Below are 17684 nucleotides of genomic sequence, written 5' to 3'. Positions count from 1 at the left end.
GGTTGGGAGGAACAGCGGGTGGCGCGAGCGCCAGGGGCGGTGCCGGAAGGCACCGATGCCGCCGCGCGACCGGCCGGGGCCGGCGCACGTGGCGTCATGGGGTCAGGAACTGCGGATCGAGCGCGGCCTCGACCGCGGCGGCGAAGGCGGGTAGCGGGCAGTCGTAGGCGGCGTCGGCGCGGCTGCACTGCGGGATGAACACGGGCGACTCCAGCGGCGGCGCCTGCACCGTCAGCGCGCGGCGTTCGCGCAGTTGCGCCAGGCTCTGCGCGGTGTAGCGCAGGCGGATCACGCGTTCGCCGTCGGCGCGGCGCCAGCGCTCGAACACCAGCGCGCCGCCGGGCACGGTCTGGTCGGGCTGGTAGCCTTGCAGCTGCCAATGCAGGTCGAGCATGCCGGCCAGCAGGGTCAGGGTGCCGTCGTGGCCGGACAGCACCACCAGCCGCGCCGCGCCGCCGATCGGTTCGGCCCGCGTGGCCTGGCCGCTGCCGTCCAGCAGCGTCGCCAGCAGCCGTGTCGCCAGCGGCGAGGCGGCCATGCGCGCCACCGCCGGCGCGCGCAGGCGCAGCGCGAACTCGGCCTGGTGCGGGGCGAAGGCGCGCAGCAGGCTGGCCTCGTCGACCCCGCGCCAGCCCAGCGCGGCGAAGTCCTGGCCGTCGGCCCAGGCCATCAGCAGGCTTTCGCTGAGGCCGGAAGCGGCCGCGGCCGGGCCTTCGATGCCGGGGATCGCGTCGTCGGCATCGCCTAGCCGCGCCGGCACCGCATCCAGGCGCAGCTTGCCGCTGCCGGCGTCGGCCGGGCAGGGCCGTTGCGCGCACTGCAGCAGCAGTTGCTGCAGGCTGGCGATGGCATCGGCCTGGGCCGCGTTCCAGGCCTGCGCATCGCCGCCGATGCGGCCGGCGATGGCCGCGCGCATCTGCGCCACTGCGGCGGGAGTGCGCAACGCGGGCGTGCCGTCGAACAGCGGATCGGAGGCATCGTCGGCGACGCTGTGCACCGGATTGGCGCAGCCCGGGGTCAGCGTGCTGGCCAGCGCCTGCGCCGAGGCGAGGGTGCGTTGGGTGCGGTTGGCCCAATAGTACGCGGCCGCGCAGCCGTCGCCGGCGAACAGCCCCAGCGGTGCGTAGCGGGCGCGGTAGTAGGCGCCGAACAAGCGTTCCAGCGCCGCGCCGTTCGCGGTGAGATACCCGGCCGGCACCGCGAAGCGCGGCCAGGGGCGCGCCGAGTAACGCTCCAGTTGCTCCGCGCTGGACATCGCCGCGCGCACGCCGTGGCGCTTGAGGATGACGACTTTTTCCAGGGTCTCCGTCGCGGCCGGTTGCGCGCGAGCGGCGGTGCAGGCCAGCGGCGCGAGGACGAACAGGACGAGGGTGACGAGGCGCGGCAGCGATGGCATCGGCAGGCTCCAGGCAGAGGCGGTACGCCGCGCGCGGCGGTGCGCGCACGGTGCGATGGCCGGCGCCCGCGGCGATGCAGGCCGCGGGGCGGGCTGGCTGCCGCGCGTGGGCGGCAGCGCGGCGGATCAGAAACGTGCGCGCAAGCCCACCGACCAGGTGCGGCCGTAGTCGGTGTAGCCGCCGAACAGGCGGTCGCCGACGTACTGGCGCTGCACGGCGCCGGTGAGATTGATCGCGTTGACGAACACCGACAGGGTGTCGTTGACCTTCCATGCCACGTTCGCGTCGAGGCTGCCGAACTTGTCGCTGTTGAGCGTGGCGACGTTGGCGGTGCCGACCGCGTTGACGATGTCGTCGCTCCAGCCATAGCTCACCCGCGCCATCAGCGGTCCCTTCTCGTAGAACAGCACCGCGTTGTAGGTGTTCTTGGCCACGCCTTCGAGGCTGTCGGTGAAGGTGCGGCTGCCGTCGCGATAGGTGGCCTCGCTGTCGGTCCAGGTGTAGTTGAGCTGCATGCCCAGCCCGTCCAGCGGCGCCGGCAGGCCGGCGAAGACCTGCTGGTAGGCCACTTCCACGCCCTTGACGCTGGCCTGGCTGCCGTTGGTCTTGGACGAGAGCAGGTAGGTCTGGCCCTGGTACTGCAGGTTCGACATCTGGGTCTGGATGAAGCGCGAGATGTCCTTGTAGAACACGCCGCCGGTCAGCGCCGAGGTGCCGTCGATGTACCACTCGAAGGTCAGGTCGTACTGCCAGGCCTCGAACGGGCGTAGCGACGGATTGCCGCCGCTGGCGGTGAGGATCTCGCCGCTGGAATTGAAGGTGAGCTTGGACGACAGGTCGGTGAGGTCGGGACGGGTGATGACCTTGGCCGCGGAACTGCGCAGCACCATGTCCTCGCGCACGTCCCAGGCCGCGTTGAACGAGGGCAGTGCGTTGCTGTAGCTGCGTTCGAAGTGCACCGGTTGCGCGCTGCCGTTGACGTCGGCATGGCCGTCGGTGGTCTGCTCGGTGCGCACCAGGCGCACGCCGAGGTTGCCGCGCAGCGCGCGGCCGGCCAGGTCGCCGCCGAAGTCGGCCATCGCATAGGCCGAGCCGATCTTCTCCTTCACCTCGTAGGAGTTCTGCAGGTCGGCGCTGTTCGGCGTGTTGACCAGGTCCGCGGCGGTCGGCCAGGTACCGAAGAAGCGCGATTCGATCGGCGCCAGCCACTGCCGGGGCAGGTTGCCGTTGGCGTCGGTCAGCATGTCGTCCACCGGCAGCGCGGTGAAGTTGCCCGCCGGGAAGCGCACCCCGGCGATGCTGGTCAGCAGCAGGTCGGCGCGATCGTAGGTGCGCGAGCGCTGCCGGTACTTGGCGCCGAACTTGAGCTCGCGGAAGAAGCCGTCGCCGAGCGCGCGCTTGGCGTCGAGCTGCAGCGCGTCCTCCTTGTCGCGCGCATCGATCTCGCGCCACTCCAGGCGGCGCCCGGCCACGCTGGCCGGGTTGGTCGGGTCGAAGCCGTTGGTGAAGCGCCAGTCGGGCACGTCGTCGCCATCGGCCTGCGGCATGTCCACGCGCATCGACAGGGTGGTGCCGCTGCGCAGGCGCGTGCGCCGGATCGGATCGGAGTCGTAGCTGTGCGCCTGCGAGTGGAACGCCACCGCGCCCAGCGTCCACGCATCGCCGCTCCAGGTGCTGGACAGGCGCGCGCTGCGGTTGTCGTCGGTGATGCCGGAGGTCTCGCGCGAGATCTGCACCTGGCCGTTGCGGTAGTCGAAGCCGGCGACGCCGCCATGCGCCACGCGCAGGTTGCTGAGCTTGGCCAGGCTGTCGAAGCCCACGCCCAGGCTGTATTCGTCGTAGTGCACGGTCTGCTTGGCGTAGAGCAGGTCCAGGTTGGTTTCCCAGGCCGCGATCGGTTTCCACTGCAGCGAGGCGGCGATGCCGGTGCGTTCGCGCTGCTCCAGTTCCAGCGTCGGGCGCAGGCCGGTGGGCACGTAGTTGGCGCCAGGCACGCCCGGCACGCCGTCGCGGTAGTAGTCCCAGCTCACTTCGTTGACCCGGTCCTGGCGCAGGCTGCGCTGCGCGTAGGCGCCGGACAGCAGCAGGCCGAAGGTGCCGTCGGCGTTGACCCAGTTGAACAGGCCGGACACGCGCGGATCGTTGGCGTGGGTGCGCTGCGCCTGGCTCGACTCCAGCGACACGTTGGTGAGCGTTTTACCCAGTTCCAGCGGGCGGAACGTGCGCACGTTGACGATGCCGCCGATCGCGCCTTCGTCCAGATCCGCGGTGGGGCTCTTGATCACTTCCAGGCCGGCGACCAGTTCCGCGGGCAGGGTGTCGTAGCGGAACTGGCGGCCGGTCTGGCCGGAGGTGCGCACGTTCTCGTTGACCGCCATGGTCTGGCCGTTGAGCGTGGTCACCTGGAAGTTGGGGCCGAGGCCGCGCACGCGCACGTACACGCCTTCGCCGCGGTCGCGCACGATCGACACGCCGGGCACGCGCTGCAGCGCTTCTGCCACGTTCTGCGCCGGCAGCTTGCCGATGTCCTCGGCGGCGATCACGTCGACCACGCTGTCGGCGTAGCGCTTCTCGCGCAGCGCGGCGCTGAGGCTGCCGGCGTAGCTGCCGAGCACCTGGATGCTGTCAAGTTGCTTGACCGGCGCATCCGCCGACGCCACCGGTGCCGGCGTCGGTGCGGCGGTCATCGCGGCCGGCGCGGTGCTGGCGGTCTCGGCCGGCGCGCTCGCTGCCTCGATCGTCACCGTGGTCGGGGTGAGGAAACGGTAGCGCAGGCCGGTGCCGTCGAGCAGTTGCTGCAGCGCCTGTTCCGGCGCCGCGCCGGCGCGGCTGCCATGGGTCTGCGGGTTGCCGGTGCTGCCGGCGGCATACACGAACTGCAGGCCGGTCTGCCGCGACAGCGCATTGAGCGCGCGCGCCAGCGGCTGCGCGGGAATCGCCTCGACCGCGATGGGCGCGGTCTGCGCACCGGCGACGCCGGCGTGCAGGGCGAGGGCGATGGAAAGGAACAGGGTGCGGCGCATCGTCGGGTCCTGTGAGAGCGGGGGTGGTGTGGTGCGCGCGGCATCGCCCATGGGCATTTGCCTGCGCTGTCCCCGGACTACGAGGCGCGACGACGAAGATCGGGCACCGTTTTTCGATGAATTTTCTGTGACACGTGCGTGGGGGTGCTGGCTTCGCGTGCGCGCACGGATGCGTGCGTGCACGATGCATGTGACGCGCTGATGGCGCGCCGGCCGTCTGGTTTGAAGGATGCGTGCGCCGCGCAGTGCGCGCGACGCAGCTGCCGCGCTACTGCAGGCGTGCCTGTGTCGGCGTGCGGCTGCGCACGTGGATGCCGTCGGCGCTGGTGCGCACCTGCAATGTCGGCTGCGCATCCAGGAAGGCGCGCAACGCGGCGACGTCGTCGCCACGCAGGTTGCCGGTCAGTCGCATCGCCCCGGCATCGGCGTCGTCGATCAGCAGGCGGGTGCGGTTGAGTCGGTTGAAATCCTCGGCGACATTGGCCAGCGGTTCGTCGCGGAACACGATGCGGTGTTGCCACCACGCGTGCATCGCCGCGACGTCCTCGTTGCCCAGTTCGACCCGGCCATCGGCGGTGTCGATGCGCGCACTCTGGCCGGCGCCGAGATCGGCCAGCATGGGCTGTTGCGGACGGTCCTGGCGCCACACGTGCACGCGTCCGGCCGAGACCTCGATGCGCGCCTGGTCGGGGTGCAGGGCGATGTCGAAGGTGGTGCCGATATCTTCCACGCGCAGGCCCCCGGCCTGCACCTGCAGCGGGCGCCGGTCTGCGGCGACCACGAAACTGGCCTGGCCCTGCAGCAACTGCAGTTTTCGGCTCCAGGGGGTCAGCGTGGCGCGTACCTGTGTCTGCGCATTGAGCCGCACCGTGCTGCCGTCGGCCAGTTGCACGCTGCGTTGTTCGCCGAGCGCGGTGCGGTAGGTCTGGCTGCGTGGCCAGGCCCAGCCGACCAGCACCGCCACCGCGCACACCGCGGCGGCCGCGGCCAGACGCCAGCGCGGCGCGGCGTGGGCGCGCGCCGCACGCGTTGGCGCTGCCGCTGTCGCGCGCCGCGGCACGGGCAGGGCGATGACGTTGCCGCTCGCCGTGCCATCGGCGGTGTCGTCGCTGGCGAGCAAGGCGTCCACGTCCAGGTCCATGCCGCGCAGCGCCTCGCCGAGTTCGCCGGCCACGCGCTGCATGGCCAGATACTCGCGCAGATGCTGCGGCGAGGCGGTCAGCCAGTCCAGCAACTGCTGTTCCTGTTTCGCGTCCAGCGGCTGCATGCGTTGCACCGCATGCCAGTGCGCGGCATCGGCGATGGCACTGCGCGAAGAGAACGTACTGTCGTTCACCAGCGGTCTCCGCTGTCGGCCAGCGCGCGGCGGCAGGCCGACAGCCCGCGCACCACGTGCTTCTTGACCATGTGCGGCGACACGCCCATGCGTTCGGCGATCTGCTTGTAGCTCAGCCCGTCGCGGTACTGCATCACCAGCACCGCGCGGGTGCGCGCGGGCAGCTCGGCGAGCAGGGCCTGCAGGTGCTGCTGGCGCTGCCGCCGGTGTGCGCTGTCTTCCACGTCGTCTCCCGCCGCCAGCAATTGCGAGAACTGCTCCATCTCGTCGATGCGCAGCGGCGCCTGCCGGCGACGCGCGGCCTGTTCGCGCGCCAGGTTCTGCGCGACGGTGTACAGGTAGGCTTCGGGATTGGCGATGGCCTCGCCCTGCTGCCGATGCGCGCGCAGCAGCCGCAGATAGGTTTCCTGCACCATGTCCTCGGCGTCTTCGCGTGCGCCGCGGCGCACGAAGAAGCCGCGCAGCACCGGGCCGTGTTCCGCGAACATGCGCGCCCATGCGCGTTTGGGGTGAGCCGCCACCGAGCCTGCCTTGTCCCTGGGGTGCGGGGCAGGCTAGAAGCTGCAGATGACGGTTCGGTGACGTGGGGGCGGTGCGTGCGGAGCAAGGCGGTGTTCGCCACTTCCTGCGGGAGTCGCCTGTCATGCAGCCGCGACGCGCGACGTGGTGTGCGTTCCGATGGCGCAATGCGTCGGGACTGAAGTCCCTCCCACAGTGCGCACGGCGGGCTCGCCGCCGCTCCTGCGAAGGCAAGGTGGATGCATCCCGCCGCGACCGCTAATGCGAATCGCGCGCCACCGCGTCGCCGCTGCCGCCCACCAGGAAATCCAGGTCGGCGCCCAGGTGCGCCTGTTGCACGTGCTCCACGTAGAGCTTGCTCCAGCCGCGCGGCGGCGCCGGCGGCGGGGTCCATTCGCTGCGCCGGCGCAGCAGTTCCTCGTCGCTGACTTCCAGGTGCAACGCGCGGCCGGGGACGTCGAGTTCGATGATGTCGCCGTCGCGCACCAGCGCCAGGGTGCCGCCGGCGGCGGCCTCCGGCGAGGCGTGCAGCACCACGGTGCCGTAGGCGGTGCCGCTCATGCGCGCATCGGAGATGCGCACCATGTCGGTGATGCCGGCGCGCAGCAGCTTCGGCGGCAGCGGCATGTTGCCGACCTCGGCCATGCCCGGGTAGCCGCGCGGGCCGCAGTGCTTGAGCACCATGATGCAGTCGGCGTCGATGTCCAGCGCCTCGTCGTCGATGCGCGCCTTGAAGTCCTCGATGCTTTCGAACACCACCGCGCGCCCGCGGTGCCGCAGCAGGTGCGGCGAGGCGGCCGACGGCTTGATCACCGCGCCGTCCGGCGCCAGGTTGCCGCGCAGCACGGCGATGCCGGCCTCCGCGCGCACCGGCGCGTCCAGAGGATGGATCACTTCGCGGTTCCAGCACGGCGCCTGCGCCACGTTCTCGCCCAGGGTGCGGCCGTTGACGGTGCGCGCGTCCAGCGCCAGTTCGCTGCCGAGTTCGCGCATCACCGCCGGCAGCCCGCCGGCATAGTAGAAGTCTTCCATCAGGTACTGGCCGGACGGTTTGAGGTTCACCAGGCACGGCAGCCGCGAGCCCAGCCGGTCCCAGTCGTCCAGTTGCAGCGGCACGCCCACGCGGCCGGCCAGGGCGAGCAGGTGCAGCACCGCGTTGGTGGAGCCGCCGATCGCCGCATTGACCTTGATCGCGTTGGCGAAGGCGTCGGCGGTGAGGATCTGCGACATGCGCAGATCCTCTTCCACCATCTTCACGATGCGCCGGCCGCTGAGCCGCGCCAGCCGCGCGCGGCGCGCGTCCACCGCCGGGATCGCCGCGTTCTCCGGCAGCGACATGCCCAGCGCCTCGACCATGCTGGCCATGGTCGAGGCGGTGCCCATGGTCATGCAGCTGCCCTTGGAGCGCTGCATGCAGGCCTCGGCCTCGACGAAATCGTCCTGGCTCAGGGTGCCGGCGCGGACCATCTCCGACATCTCGATCACGCCGGTGCCCGAGCCCAGCGGCTGCCCGCGCCAGTTGCCCGATAGCGACGGCCCGCCGGACACGCCGATGGTCGGCAGGTCCACGCTGGCCGCGCCCATCAGCAAGGACGGGGTGGTCTTGTCGCAGCCCATCAGCAGCACCACGCCGTCCAGCGGATTGGCGCGAATCGATTCCTCCACGTCCATGCTGGCGAGGTTGCGGAACAGCATCGCGGTGGGGCGCATCTGCGTCTCGCCCAGCGACATCACCGGGAACTCCAGCGGGAACCCGCCGGCCTCGTACACGCCCTTTTTGACGTGTTCGGCCAGTTCGCGCAGGTGGCCGTTGCACGGAGTCAGTTCCGACCAGGTGTTGCAGATGCCGATCACCGGGCGGCCATCGAACATGTCGTGCGGATGGCCGGCGCTCTTGAGCCAGCTGCGGTAGTAGAAGCCCTGCTTGCCTTCGCGCCCGAACCACGCCTGGCTGCGGCGCGGCGGTTTGCTGGGTGAGCCCATGTCGGCGGATTCCTCGAGTCCAGGACGCCGGGATCCGCCTTGTGCGCAAGCCGCCCCCGGATGCTTTACGCCGGGGATGCTAGCGGGCATATTGATACGTGAAAAATAGCAAATATCTCCGAATGGATATTTGTTTTCATATATCGAAATCCTATCCACCTAGAGCGAAACGGCATGGACAACTCGGCAAGCGCAGCGCCTTCCTCCCTCGGCAACGCAACCTACGGCAGCCTGCACGGGCGCCGCGTCTTCATCACCGGCGGCGGCTCCGGCATCGGCGCCGCGCTGGTCGAGGCCTTCGCCGCGCAGGGCGCGCAGGTGGCCTTCGTCGACGTCGCGGCCGAGGCCAGCGCCGCGCTGGCCGAGCGGCTAGCCGCGGGCGGGCTGACCGCGCCGTGGTGGCGTCGCTGCGACGTCACCGACGTGGCCGCGCTGCAGGCGGCGATCGGCGACGCGGCGGCCGAGCTGGGCGACTTCCACGTGCTGCTCAACAATGTCGGCAGCGACGACCGCCACGCGCTCGACGCGGTGACCCCGGAGTACTGGGAGCGCTGCGTGTCGATCAACCAGCGTGCTGCGTTCTTCGCCATCCAGGCGGTGGTGTCGGGCATGCGGCGGCTGGGCGGCGGTTCCATCGTCAACCTCGGCTCCACCGGCTGGCAGAGCAAGACCGGCGGCTACCCGGTGTACGCCACCGCCAAGTCCTCGGTGAACGGCCTGACCCGCGGCCTGGCCCGCGACCTGGGCGCGGCGCGGATCCGCATCAACGTGCTGACCCCGGGCTGGGTGATGACCGAACGCCAGGTCACCCTGTGGCTGGACGAGGCCGGCGAGCGCGAACTGGCCCGCAACCAGTGCCTGCCGGACAAGGTGATGCCGGAGGACATCGCGCGCATGGCGCTGTTCCTGGCCTCGGACGAGGCGCGCGCGATCACCGCGCAGGAGTTCGTGGTGGACGGCGGCTGGACCTGAGCGCGGTCGCGCGGCTGGGCGTCGCGGGGGCACCGGTTCGGGCAGGGCAACAGCGGAGGCGGTATCCGGCTTCGCTCGTCGGGGCTGAAGCCCCTCCCACAAACAGCCGGGCGCTGCTGCTGGGCGGCGCGTTGTGGGAGGGACTTCAGTCCCGACGCGATCAGCCGTCCGCAGGCAGCGACGGCGGGGTCGCCGTCACGGCGACACCGTACACCGTGGCCGCCGCCTCCTGCAGCGCCTGCAGCACGATCCGCGCGCCCGGCGACAGCAGCCAGTCGCGGCGGGTGATCAGGCCGAAGGCGTCCATGCGGCAGGACAGCGCCACCGGCACGATCGCCACGCTGCCGTGGTCGGCGAAATGCCGGGCCACGTCCTCCGGTACCACCGCCAGCGCGTCGCCATGCCGCAGCAACTGCGGCAGCACCACCAGCGCCGAGGTCTCGATCACCTGCTTGGGCGCCTCCAGCCCGGCGTTCTGGAACATCAGTTCGAAGCGGTGGCGCAACACGCTGCCGTCCGGCGGCACGATCCACGGTGCCTCGGCCAGCACCGCCAGCGTCGGCGCCGGCGCCGGCGCCGCCAGCAGCGGATGGCCGGGGCGGGCGATGGCGCAGACCTTTTCCTCGGCCAGTGCCTGGTAGTGCAGGTGGCGCTTGTCGTGCCGCGCGAACAGACGCGCCACCACGATGTCCAGTTTGTTTTGCGCCAGTTGCTCCAGCAGCACGTCGCTGCCGTCCACCCGCAGGCTCACCCGCAGCAGCGGATGCTGCGCGCCGACCTGGGCCAGCGCGGACGGCAGCAGGCTCATCGCCGGCCCGGCGATCGCGCCGACGGCGACGCTGCCGGCATAGCCGGCCTTCAGCGCCTCGATCTCGGCGCCGGCCTCGCCCAGGCTGGCCAGGGCGATGCGCGCGTGGCGGATCATCGCCTCGCCGTACCAGGTGGCGCGCATGCCGCGCGGCAGGCGCTCGAACAGCGGCACCGCCAGCATGTCCTCCAGGTCCTTGAGCAGCTTGGAGGCGGCCGGCTGCGACATGCTCAAGGTCTCGGCGGCGCGGTGGATGTTGCCTTCCTCCTCGATCGCCAGCAGCAGCATCAATTGCCGGGTCTTCAGGCGGGCGCGGACGAACCAGGGCGGGGCGGCAGGCATGGCGCTCACAGAGATACGAATGTTCGTATACGTTAAGCCAAAACCGATATTTGTTGCATATAGGTCGTCCAGCCAGAATAGGTCGGGCGCATCGCGCCGCGCGTGTCCCGCGCCGCCCACTGCGCGTCCGCATTCCGACAGGCGACCGATGCATGCGATTGATCCAGTTGCTCGATGACGCCGGCACGCCCGGCGTCGGTGTGGTGGAAGACGATGGCCGCCAGGTGCGGCTGCTGCGCGAGGTGGCGTCCACCTATGCGCTGGCCAATGCGGCGCTGGCCGCCGGCAACAGCCTGGAGGCGCAGGCGCAGCAGCTGCGCGGCGAGCGCGTGCTCGACTACGCCGCGCTGCTGGCCGCTGGCCGGGTGCTGTCGCCGCTGACCCATCCGGACCCGGCGCATTGCCGCGTCACCGGCACCGGCCTGACCCACCTGGGCAGCGCCGCCACCCGCGATGCCATGCACCAGAACCTGCAGCAGCAGGTGGCGCAAGGCACGCTCACCGATTCGATGAAGATCTTCCAGCTCGGCGTGGACGGCGGCATCCCCCGCGACGGCCAGCCTGGCGCGCAGCCGGAATGGTTCTACAAGGGCGACGGCAGCAGCCTGGTCGCGCCGGGCGCGCCGCTGCCGTCGCCGGACTTTGCCCTGGATGGCGGCGAGGAGCCGGAACTGGTCGGGCTGTACGTCATCGGCGCCGACGGTGTGCCGTACCGGCTCGGCTTCGCGCTGGGCAACGAGTTCTCCGACCACGTCACCGAGCGCCAGAACTACCTGTACCTGGCCCATTCCAAGCTGCGCGCCTGCGCGGTCGGCCCGGAGCTGCGCTGCGGCGCGTTGCCGCGCGACCTGCGCGGCCACAGCCGCATCCGCCGCGGCGATGCGGTGATCTGGGAGAAGCCCTTCGTCACCGGCGAGGCCAACATGTGCCATTCGCTGGCCAATCTCGAATACCACCATTTCAAGTACGCCGCGCACCGCGTGCCCGGCGACGTGCACCTGCATTTCTTCGGTACCGCCACGCTGAGTTTTGCCGATGGCGTGCAGGCGCAGCCCGGCGACCGCTTCGAGATCGAACTGGCCGAGTTCGGCGCGGCGCTGGTCAATCCCTTGCAGCGCGTCGACAGCGGATTCGCCCTGGGCGGCGTGCGCGCGCTGTAGAACCGCACGGAGGTAGGCATGACCCGACGTTTCCAGAGCTACATCGACGGCCGCTGGGTGGCCGGCGACGACCTCGCCCCCGACGAGAATCCGTCCGACCTGTCGGCACCGGTCGGCGAAGTCGGCAGCCTCGACGCGGCCACGGTGCGTGAGGCGATCGCCGCGGCCAAGGCGGCGCAGTCGGCGTGGGCCGCGAGCACCCCGCAGCAGCGCGCCGACGCGCTGGACGCGGTCGGCAGCGAGATCCTGGCGCGCAAGCAGGAACTGGGCGCGCTGCTGGCCTCGGAAGAGGGCAAGACCTTGCCGGAGAGCATCGGCGAGGCGGCGCGCGCCGGGCAGATCTTCAAGTTCTTCGCCGGCGAGGCGCTGCGCATTCCCGGCGAGACGCTGGCCTCCACCCGGCCCGGGGTCAACGTTGAGATCACCCGCGAGCCGGTCGGCACGGTCGGCATCATCGCGCCGTGGAATTTTCCGCTGGCGATCCCGGCGTGGAAGATCGCGCCGGCGCTGGCCTACGGCAACACCGTGGTGTTCAAGCCGGCGGAGATCGTGCCCGGCTGCGCCTGGGCGCTGGCCGAGATCCTCAGCCGCGCCGGCCTGCCAAACGGCGCGTTCAACCTGGTGCTCGGCAGCGGCAGCACGGTCGGCCAGGCGCTGGTCGGCGAGCGCGGCATCGATGCGCTGAGCTTCACCGGCTCGGTGCCCACCGGCAACCGTTTGCTCAAGCAGGCCGCCGAGCGCGGGCTGAAGATCCAGCTGGAGATGGGCGGCAAGAATCCGCTGGTGGTGCTGGCCGATGCCGACCTGGACCTGGCGGTGGAGATCGCAGTCAACGGCGCGTACTTCTCCACCGGCCAGCGCTGCACCGCCTCGAGCCGGCTGATCGTAGAACGCGCGGTGCACGACGAGTTCGTCGCGCGGGTGCGCACGCGCCTGGCCGCGCTGAAGATCGGCCATGCGCTGGAGCCGGGTGTGGACATCGGCCCGGTCGCCAGCGCCAGCCAGTTCGAACAGGACCGCGACTACCTGCGCATCGCCCGCGAGGAAGGCGCCGAACTGCTCTACGGTGGCGAGGCGCTGGAGTGCGCGCACCGCGGCTACTACCTGCGCCCGGCGCTGGTGGCCGCGCAGCCGCAGCACCGCATCGCCCGCGAGGAGGTGTTCGGCCCGGTCGCCGCGGTGCTGGTGGCCGACGACTACGAACACGCGCTGGCCCTGGCCAACGACACCGAGTTCGGCCTGTGCGCCGGCATCGCCACGCGCTCGCTGAAGCACGCCACGCATTTCAAGCGGCATGGGCAGGCGGGCATGGTGATGGTCAACCTGCCCACTGCCGGCGTCGACCCGCATGTGCCGTTCGGCGGACGCAAGGCCTCCAGCTACGGCCCGCGCGAGCAGGGCCGGTATGCGGTGGAGTTCTACACCACGGTCAAGACGGCTTACACATCCGCACCATGAACTGATCGAATCAGCGCACGCCGGCCTGGGAGGGTGGGCGGCGCGTCGCGGCCTCCGGGCCCGTCCGCCGCCAGCGTGCCATCAACGAGGAGGGGCTATGCACAAGCACACGTCGGGAATGCGGGCGCTGGGAATCGCGGCACTGCTGGGGATGGCGCTGGCCGCGTGTTCCGGCGGCGGCAAGGACGCCGGCAAGGCGCCCGGGCAACTCACCGTCGGTTTCAGCCAGGTCGGCGCCGAGAGCGAATGGCGCACTGCCAACACCGCCTCGATCAAGCAGGCCGTCGCCGATGCCGGCATGACGCTGAAGTTCTCCGACGCGCAGCAGAAGCAGGAAAACCAGATCAAGGCGCTGCGCTCGTTCATCGCCCAGCGCGTGGACGTGATCGCGTTTTCGCCGGTGGTGGAGTCGGGCTGGGAGACGGTGCTGCGCGAGGCCAAGGCCGCGAAGATCCCGGTGGTGCTGACCGACCGCGCGGTGAAAGTGTCCGACGACAGCCTGTACGTGACCCTGATCGGTTCGGATTTCGTCGAGGAAGGGCGCAAGGCGGCGCGCTGGCTGGTCGAGCGCTCGCCGTTGAAGGACGGCGACAAACCGGTGCGCATCGTCGAACTGCAGGGCACCGTCGGCTCGGCGCCGGCGATCGATCGCATGAAGGGCTTCAAGGAGATCCTGGCGGCGCATCCGCGCTTCCAGATCGTGCGCTCGCAAAGCGGCGATTTCACCCGCGCCAAGGGCAAGGAAGTGATGGAGGCGTTCCTGAAGTCGGAGGGACGCAACATCGATGTGCTCTACGCGCATAACGACGACATGGCGATCGGCGCGATCCAGGCGATCGAGGAAGCCGGGCTGAAGCCGGGCAAGGACATCCTGGTGATCTCGGTGGACGGGGTGAAGGGCGCGTTCGAGGCGATGCAGGCCGGCAAGCTCAACGTCACCGTCGAATGCAATCCGCTGCTGGGCCCGCAACTGGTGCAGGCCATCCGCGACCTCAAGGCCGGCAAGCCGCTGCCCAAGCGCATCGTGGTGGAGGAGTCGGTGTACACCCAGGACCAGGCCGCGGCCGAACTGCCCAAGCGCAAGTACTGAGGCCGCGCGCATGCATCTGCTGGTGCTGGAGGCGCAGGGACTGAGCAAGGCCTATGCCGGCGTGGCCGCGCTGGAGGACGTGGCGCTGCGTTTGCGCGGCGGCGAGATCCACGCGTTGATGGGCCAGAACGGCGCCGGCAAGTCGACCCTGATCAAGCTGCTCACCGGCGTGACCGCCGCCGACGCCGGGCGCATCGCGCTGGATGGCGCGGTGGTCGCGCCGGCGTCGCCGCAGCAGGCGCAACGGCTCGGCATCAGCACCGTGTACCAGGAAGTGAACCTGTGCCCGAACCTGTCGGTGGCCGAGAACCTGTTCGCCGGCCGCTACCCGCTGCGCGGCTGGCTGCGGCGCATCGACTGGCGCCGGGTCGAGCGCGAGGCCGAGGCGGGCCTGCAGCGTTTGGGCATCGCCATCGATGTGCGGCGCGCGCTGGGCAGCTATCCGGTGGCGGTGCAGCAGATGGTGGCGATCGCCCGCGCGGTCGGGGTGTCGGCGCGGGTGCTGATCCTCGACGAACCCACCTCCAGCCTCGACGAAGGCGAGGTGGCCGAACTGTTCCGGGTGATGCGCGCGCTGCGTGATGGCGGCATGGCGATCCTGTTCGTCACCCACTTCCTGGACCAGGTGTACGCGGTGGCTGACCGCATCAGCGTGCTGCGCAACGGGCGCCTGGTCGGCGAATACACGCCGGCGGAATTGCCGGCGCCGCACCTGGTCGCGGCGATGGTCGGGCGCGCGCTCGACCCGGCCAGCGCCGCGGCCGCCGCGGTGCGCGCGGCCGCGCCCGAGGACGCGGCGCCGCTGCTGCAGGCGCAGGGTCTGGGCCGGCGCGGCCAGTTGCAGCCGGTCGACCTGCAACTGCGCCAAGGCCAGGTGCTGGGCCTGGCCGGCCTGCTCGGCGCCGGCCGCACCGAACTGGCGCGGTTGCTGTTCGGGCTGGACCGTGCCGATCGCGGCCGCGTGGCGATCGACGGCCGCGACGTGGCGCTGCGCGGCCCACCCGACGCGATCGCCCACGGCCTGGCGCTGTGCCCGGAAGAACGCAAGACCGAGGGTATCGTCGCCGAACTGTCGGTGCGCGAGAACATCGTGCTGGCCTTGCAGGCGCGCATGGGCCTGCGCCGGTTCCTGGCGCCGGCCGAGCAGCTGCGCATCGCGCAGGGCTACGTGGACGTGCTGGGCATCAAGACCGCCAGCCTGGAGACGCCGGTGGGGCTGCTGTCCGGCGGCAACCAGCAGAAGGTGGTGCTGGCGCGCTGGCTGGCGACGCGGCCGCGGTTGCTGATCCTGGACGAACCCACCCGCGGCATCGACATCGCCGCCAAGCAGGAGATCATGACCCGGATCCTGGCCCTGGCCCGCGAGGGCATGGCGGTGCTGTTCATCTCCGCCGAGGTCGCCGAGATCGCGCGCATCGCCGACCGCATCGCGGTGCTGCGCGAACGCCGCCTGGTCGGCGAACTGCCCGGCGGTTGCGGCGAGCGCGCGATCTTCGAGCTGATCGCCGGGAGCGCGGCATGAGCGCCACCGCCACGCCCGACACCACCGCATCGCGCTGGTCGGCGCGGCTGCGCGCGCATCCGTTGTTCTGGCCGCTGGCGACGCTGGCGGTGCTGCTGCTCGGCAATGGCCTGTTCGACCCCGGCTTCCTGAGCCTGCAATGGCGCGACGGCCATCTCTACGGCAACCTGGTCGACATCGGCAACCGTGCCGCGCCGCTGGCGCTGGTGGCGATGGGCATGACCCTGGTGATCGCGGTGCGCGGCCTGGACATCTCGGTCGGCGCGGTGGTGGCGATCGCCGCGACGGTGGCGGCGTGGATGATCGGCGGCGGCGAGCACAGCCGCTTCCCGCTGTGGGCGGTGCTGCTGGCGCCGCTGCTGGTGGCGGCGCTGTGCGGGCTGTGGAACGGGCTGCTGGTGGTCAAGGTCGGCATGCAGCCGATCATCGCCACGCTGATCCTGATGGTGGCCGGGCGCGGCATCGCGCAGCTGATCGGCGACGGGCAGATCCTGACCATCTACTACCCGCCTTATTTCTACCTGGGCAACGGCTTCCTGCTCGGCCTGCCGTTCGCCTTGTTCGTGGTCGCCGCGGTGTTCGCGGCCTTGCAACTGCTGCTGGGGCGCACCGCGCTGGGCCTGTTCGTGCGCGCCATCGGCCACAACCCGCGCGCGGCGCGTGTGGCGGGCGTGCGCGCGCGGCTGATCGCGGTGCTGCTGTACGTGTTCTGCGCGTTCAGCGCCGGCCTGGCCGGGTTGCTGATCAGCTCCAACGTCAAGAGCGCCGACGCCAACAACGCCGGGCAACTGATGGAACTGGACGCGATCCTCGCGGTCACGCTCGGCGGCACGCTGCTCGATGGTGGCCGCTTCAGCCTGGCCGGCAGCGTGATCGGCGCGTTGATCATCCAGACTCTGACCGCGACCATCTACGCCTTCGGCGTGCCGGCGCAGGTCACCATGCTGATCAAGGCGCTGCTGGTGTTCGCGGTGATGCTGCTGCAATCGCCGACCTTCCGCGCCCACCTGCGCGGCTGGATCCGGCGGCCGCCGCCGCAGGTGCGGCCATGAGCGCGGCGGCTCCACGCCCGGTTGGGTCCGGCCTGCGCAAGGCTGCGGGCGTGCTGCAGGGCGCCCGCCTGCCGCTGGCGATCACCGTGGCGCTGTTCGTGGCCATGCTCGCGGCCGGCGGCGTGCTCTACGACGGCTTCCTGGCGCCGCAGGTGCTGGCCAATCTGCTGATCGACAACGCCTTCCTGTGCATTGCCGCGGTGGGCATGAGCCTGGTGATCCTCAGCGGCGGCATCGACCTGTCGGTGGGCGCGGTGCTGGCGTTCACCACCGTGCTGTCGGCATCGCTGGTCGAGCGCCACGGCTGGTCGCCGCTGGCGGCGATCCCGCTGGTGCTGCTGCTCGGCAGCGTCTTCGGTGGGTTCATGGGCCTGCTGATCCAGCGCTACCGCCTGCAGCCGTTCGTGGTGACCCTGGCCGGCATGTTCCTGGCGCGCGGCGCCAGTTACCTGATCAGCGTCGATTCGATTCCGATCACCGACCCGCTGTACACCGCGATCGCGCAGGCGCGGCTGCCGCTGGGCGGCGACGTGTCGCTGTCGATCGGTGCGTTGATCGCGCTGGCGATGGTGGCGCTGGGCATGTGGCTGACCCAATGCACCCGCTTCGGCCGCTGCGTGTACGCGCTTGGCGGCAGCGAGGCCTCGGCGCGGCTGATGGGCCTGCCGGTGGAGGCGACGCAGGTGCGCGTCTACGCCTTCAGCGGCTTCTGCTCGGCGCTGGCCGGGGTGGTGTGCACGTTTTACATGCTGTCCGGCTACAGCCTGCATGCGCAGGGCCTGGAACTGGACGCCATCGCCGCGGTGGTGATCGGCGGCACGCTGCTGGCAGGCGGCAGCGGCTACGTGATCGGCACCCTGTTCGGCGTGCTGATCCTGGGCGCGATCCAGACCCTGATCGTGTTCGACGGCACGCTCAGCTCGTGGTGGACGCGCATCGTGATCGGTGGCCTGTTGCTGCTGTTCTGCCTGTTGCAGCGACTGCTGACCCGGCGCCTGCCGCAGGGTGCGGCGAGCGAGTGA

Annotated in this window: 13 protein-coding genes; 7 read left to right on the top strand and 6 right to left on the bottom strand. The window is 70.8% G+C overall.

All coding sequences use genetic code 11. From position 1 onward, the window contains the following. Positions 1-94: 94 nt before the first annotated feature. The 5 genes from RAB70_RS18675 to RAB70_RS18655 form a co-directional block, all read right to left on the bottom strand. A complete protein-coding gene (locus tag RAB70_RS18675; protein WP_148829221.1) occupies positions 95-1396 on the bottom strand; it encodes a histidine-type phosphatase in 1302 nt (433 codons plus the stop codon). 126 nt (positions 1397-1522) lie between these two features. Next, the gene (locus RAB70_RS18670; protein WP_148829222.1) at positions 1523-4420 is read right to left on the bottom strand and encodes a TonB-dependent receptor; all 2898 of its coding nucleotides are present in this window, start codon (positions 4418-4420) and stop codon (positions 1523-1525) included. Positions 4421-4688: 268 nt separating this feature from the next. Then, positions 4689-5687, bottom strand: a complete 999-nt coding sequence (locus tag RAB70_RS18665) for a FecR family protein (protein ID WP_148829246.1) — start codon at positions 5685-5687, stop codon at positions 4689-4691. A 65-nt stretch (positions 5688-5752) separates the two neighbouring features. Then, the gene (locus RAB70_RS18660) at positions 5753-6277 is read right to left on the bottom strand and encodes an RNA polymerase sigma factor (RefSeq protein WP_026143437.1); all 525 of its coding nucleotides are present in this window, start codon (positions 6275-6277) and stop codon (positions 5753-5755) included. A gap of 256 nt (positions 6278-6533) precedes the next feature. Continuing rightward, on the bottom strand, positions 6534-8258 hold the full coding sequence (locus tag RAB70_RS18655; protein WP_148829223.1) for an IlvD/Edd family dehydratase: 1725 nt from the start codon (positions 8256-8258) through the stop codon (positions 6534-6536). Between the two features lie 174 nt (positions 8259-8432). Here RAB70_RS18655 and RAB70_RS18650 point away from each other — a divergent pair, with 174 nt between their 5' ends. Further along, the gene (locus tag RAB70_RS18650) at positions 8433-9230 is read left to right on the top strand and encodes an SDR family NAD(P)-dependent oxidoreductase (protein WP_148829224.1); all 798 of its coding nucleotides are present in this window, start codon (positions 8433-8435) and stop codon (positions 9228-9230) included. Positions 9231-9390: 160 nt separating this feature from the next. Here the strand turns inward: RAB70_RS18650 and RAB70_RS18645 are convergent, their stop codons facing one another. Next, entirely contained in the window at positions 9391-10380 is a 990-nt protein-coding gene (locus tag RAB70_RS18645) for a LysR substrate-binding domain-containing protein (protein ID WP_148829225.1), read from the bottom strand. A gap of 152 nt (positions 10381-10532) precedes the next feature. On the opposite strand from RAB70_RS18645, the gene araD1 reads away from it, so the two are divergent. From araD1 to yjfF, 6 genes are all read left to right on the top strand, one after another. After that, positions 10533-11540, top strand: coding sequence for an AraD1 family protein (gene araD1, locus RAB70_RS18640; RefSeq protein ID WP_148829226.1), 1008 nt, complete (start codon positions 10533-10535; stop codon positions 11538-11540). Positions 11541-11558: 18 nt separating this feature from the next. Beyond that, complete coding sequence (locus RAB70_RS18635; RefSeq protein ID WP_148829227.1) at positions 11559-12998, top strand: aldehyde dehydrogenase family protein; 1440 nt, start codon at positions 11559-11561, stop codon at positions 12996-12998. 97 nt (positions 12999-13095) lie between these two features. After that, complete coding sequence (locus RAB70_RS18630) at positions 13096-14088, top strand: ABC transporter substrate-binding protein (protein ID WP_148829228.1); 993 nt, start codon at positions 13096-13098, stop codon at positions 14086-14088. Between the two features lie 10 nt (positions 14089-14098). Then, positions 14099-15610 carry a sugar ABC transporter ATP-binding protein gene (locus tag RAB70_RS18625; RefSeq protein ID WP_148829229.1) on the top strand — a complete coding sequence of 504 codons (1512 nt, stop codon included), beginning with the start codon at positions 14099-14101 and terminating at the stop codon, positions 15608-15610. Continuing rightward, positions 15607-16662 carry an ABC transporter permease gene (locus RAB70_RS18620; protein WP_017913527.1) on the top strand — a complete coding sequence of 352 codons (1056 nt, stop codon included), beginning with the start codon at positions 15607-15609 and terminating at the stop codon, positions 16660-16662. Before RAB70_RS18625 ends, RAB70_RS18620 begins: the two co-directional genes overlap by 4 nt. Next, positions 16659-17684 (top strand): galactofuranose ABC transporter, permease protein YjfF, encoded by a 1026-nt coding sequence (gene yjfF, locus RAB70_RS18615; protein ID WP_148829230.1) that lies wholly within the window; start codon positions 16659-16661, stop codon positions 17682-17684. The genes RAB70_RS18620 and yjfF overlap by 4 nt, the downstream gene beginning before the upstream one ends.

Origin of the sequence: Xanthomonas sontii, assembly GCF_040529055.1 — a bacterium.
Taxonomy (GTDB): Bacteria; Pseudomonadota; Gammaproteobacteria; order Xanthomonadales; family Xanthomonadaceae; genus Xanthomonas_A; species Xanthomonas_A sontii.
Note: the sequence above shows the minus strand (reverse complement) of the source record. Positions and strands in the feature narration are given on the sequence as shown.

What these genes read in the sequence shown, in the direction of transcription:
- RAB70_RS18675 (WP_148829221.1), bottom strand. Translation starts at nt 1,396, where the DNA reads ATGCCATCGCTGCCGCGCCTCGTCACCCTCGTCCTGTTCGTCCTCGCG.
- RAB70_RS18670 (WP_148829222.1), bottom strand. Translation starts at nt 4,420, where the DNA reads ATGCGCCGCACCCTGTTCCTTTCCATCGCCCTCGCCCTGCACGCCGGC.
- RAB70_RS18665 (WP_148829246.1), bottom strand. Translation starts at nt 5,687, where the DNA reads ATGCAGCCGCTGGACGCGAAACAGGAACAGCAGTTGCTGGACTGGCTG.
- RAB70_RS18655 (WP_148829223.1), bottom strand. Translation starts at nt 8,258, where the DNA reads ATGGGCTCACCCAGCAAACCGCCGCGCCGCAGCCAGGCGTGGTTCGGG.
- RAB70_RS18650 (WP_148829224.1), top strand. Translation starts at nt 8,433, where the DNA reads ATGGACAACTCGGCAAGCGCAGCGCCTTCCTCCCTCGGCAACGCAACC.
- RAB70_RS18645 (WP_148829225.1), bottom strand. Translation starts at nt 10,380, where the DNA reads ATGCCTGCCGCCCCGCCCTGGTTCGTCCGCGCCCGCCTGAAGACCCGG.
- araD1 (WP_148829226.1), top strand. Translation starts at nt 10,533, where the DNA reads ATGCGATTGATCCAGTTGCTCGATGACGCCGGCACGCCCGGCGTCGGT.
- RAB70_RS18635 (WP_148829227.1), top strand. Translation starts at nt 11,559, where the DNA reads ATGACCCGACGTTTCCAGAGCTACATCGACGGCCGCTGGGTGGCCGGC.
- RAB70_RS18630 (WP_148829228.1), top strand. Translation starts at nt 13,096, where the DNA reads ATGCACAAGCACACGTCGGGAATGCGGGCGCTGGGAATCGCGGCACTG.
- RAB70_RS18625 (WP_148829229.1), top strand. Translation starts at nt 14,099, where the DNA reads ATGCATCTGCTGGTGCTGGAGGCGCAGGGACTGAGCAAGGCCTATGCC.
- RAB70_RS18620 (WP_017913527.1), top strand. Translation starts at nt 15,607, where the DNA reads ATGAGCGCCACCGCCACGCCCGACACCACCGCATCGCGCTGGTCGGCG.
- yjfF (WP_148829230.1), top strand. Translation starts at nt 16,659, where the DNA reads ATGAGCGCGGCGGCTCCACGCCCGGTTGGGTCCGGCCTGCGCAAGGCT.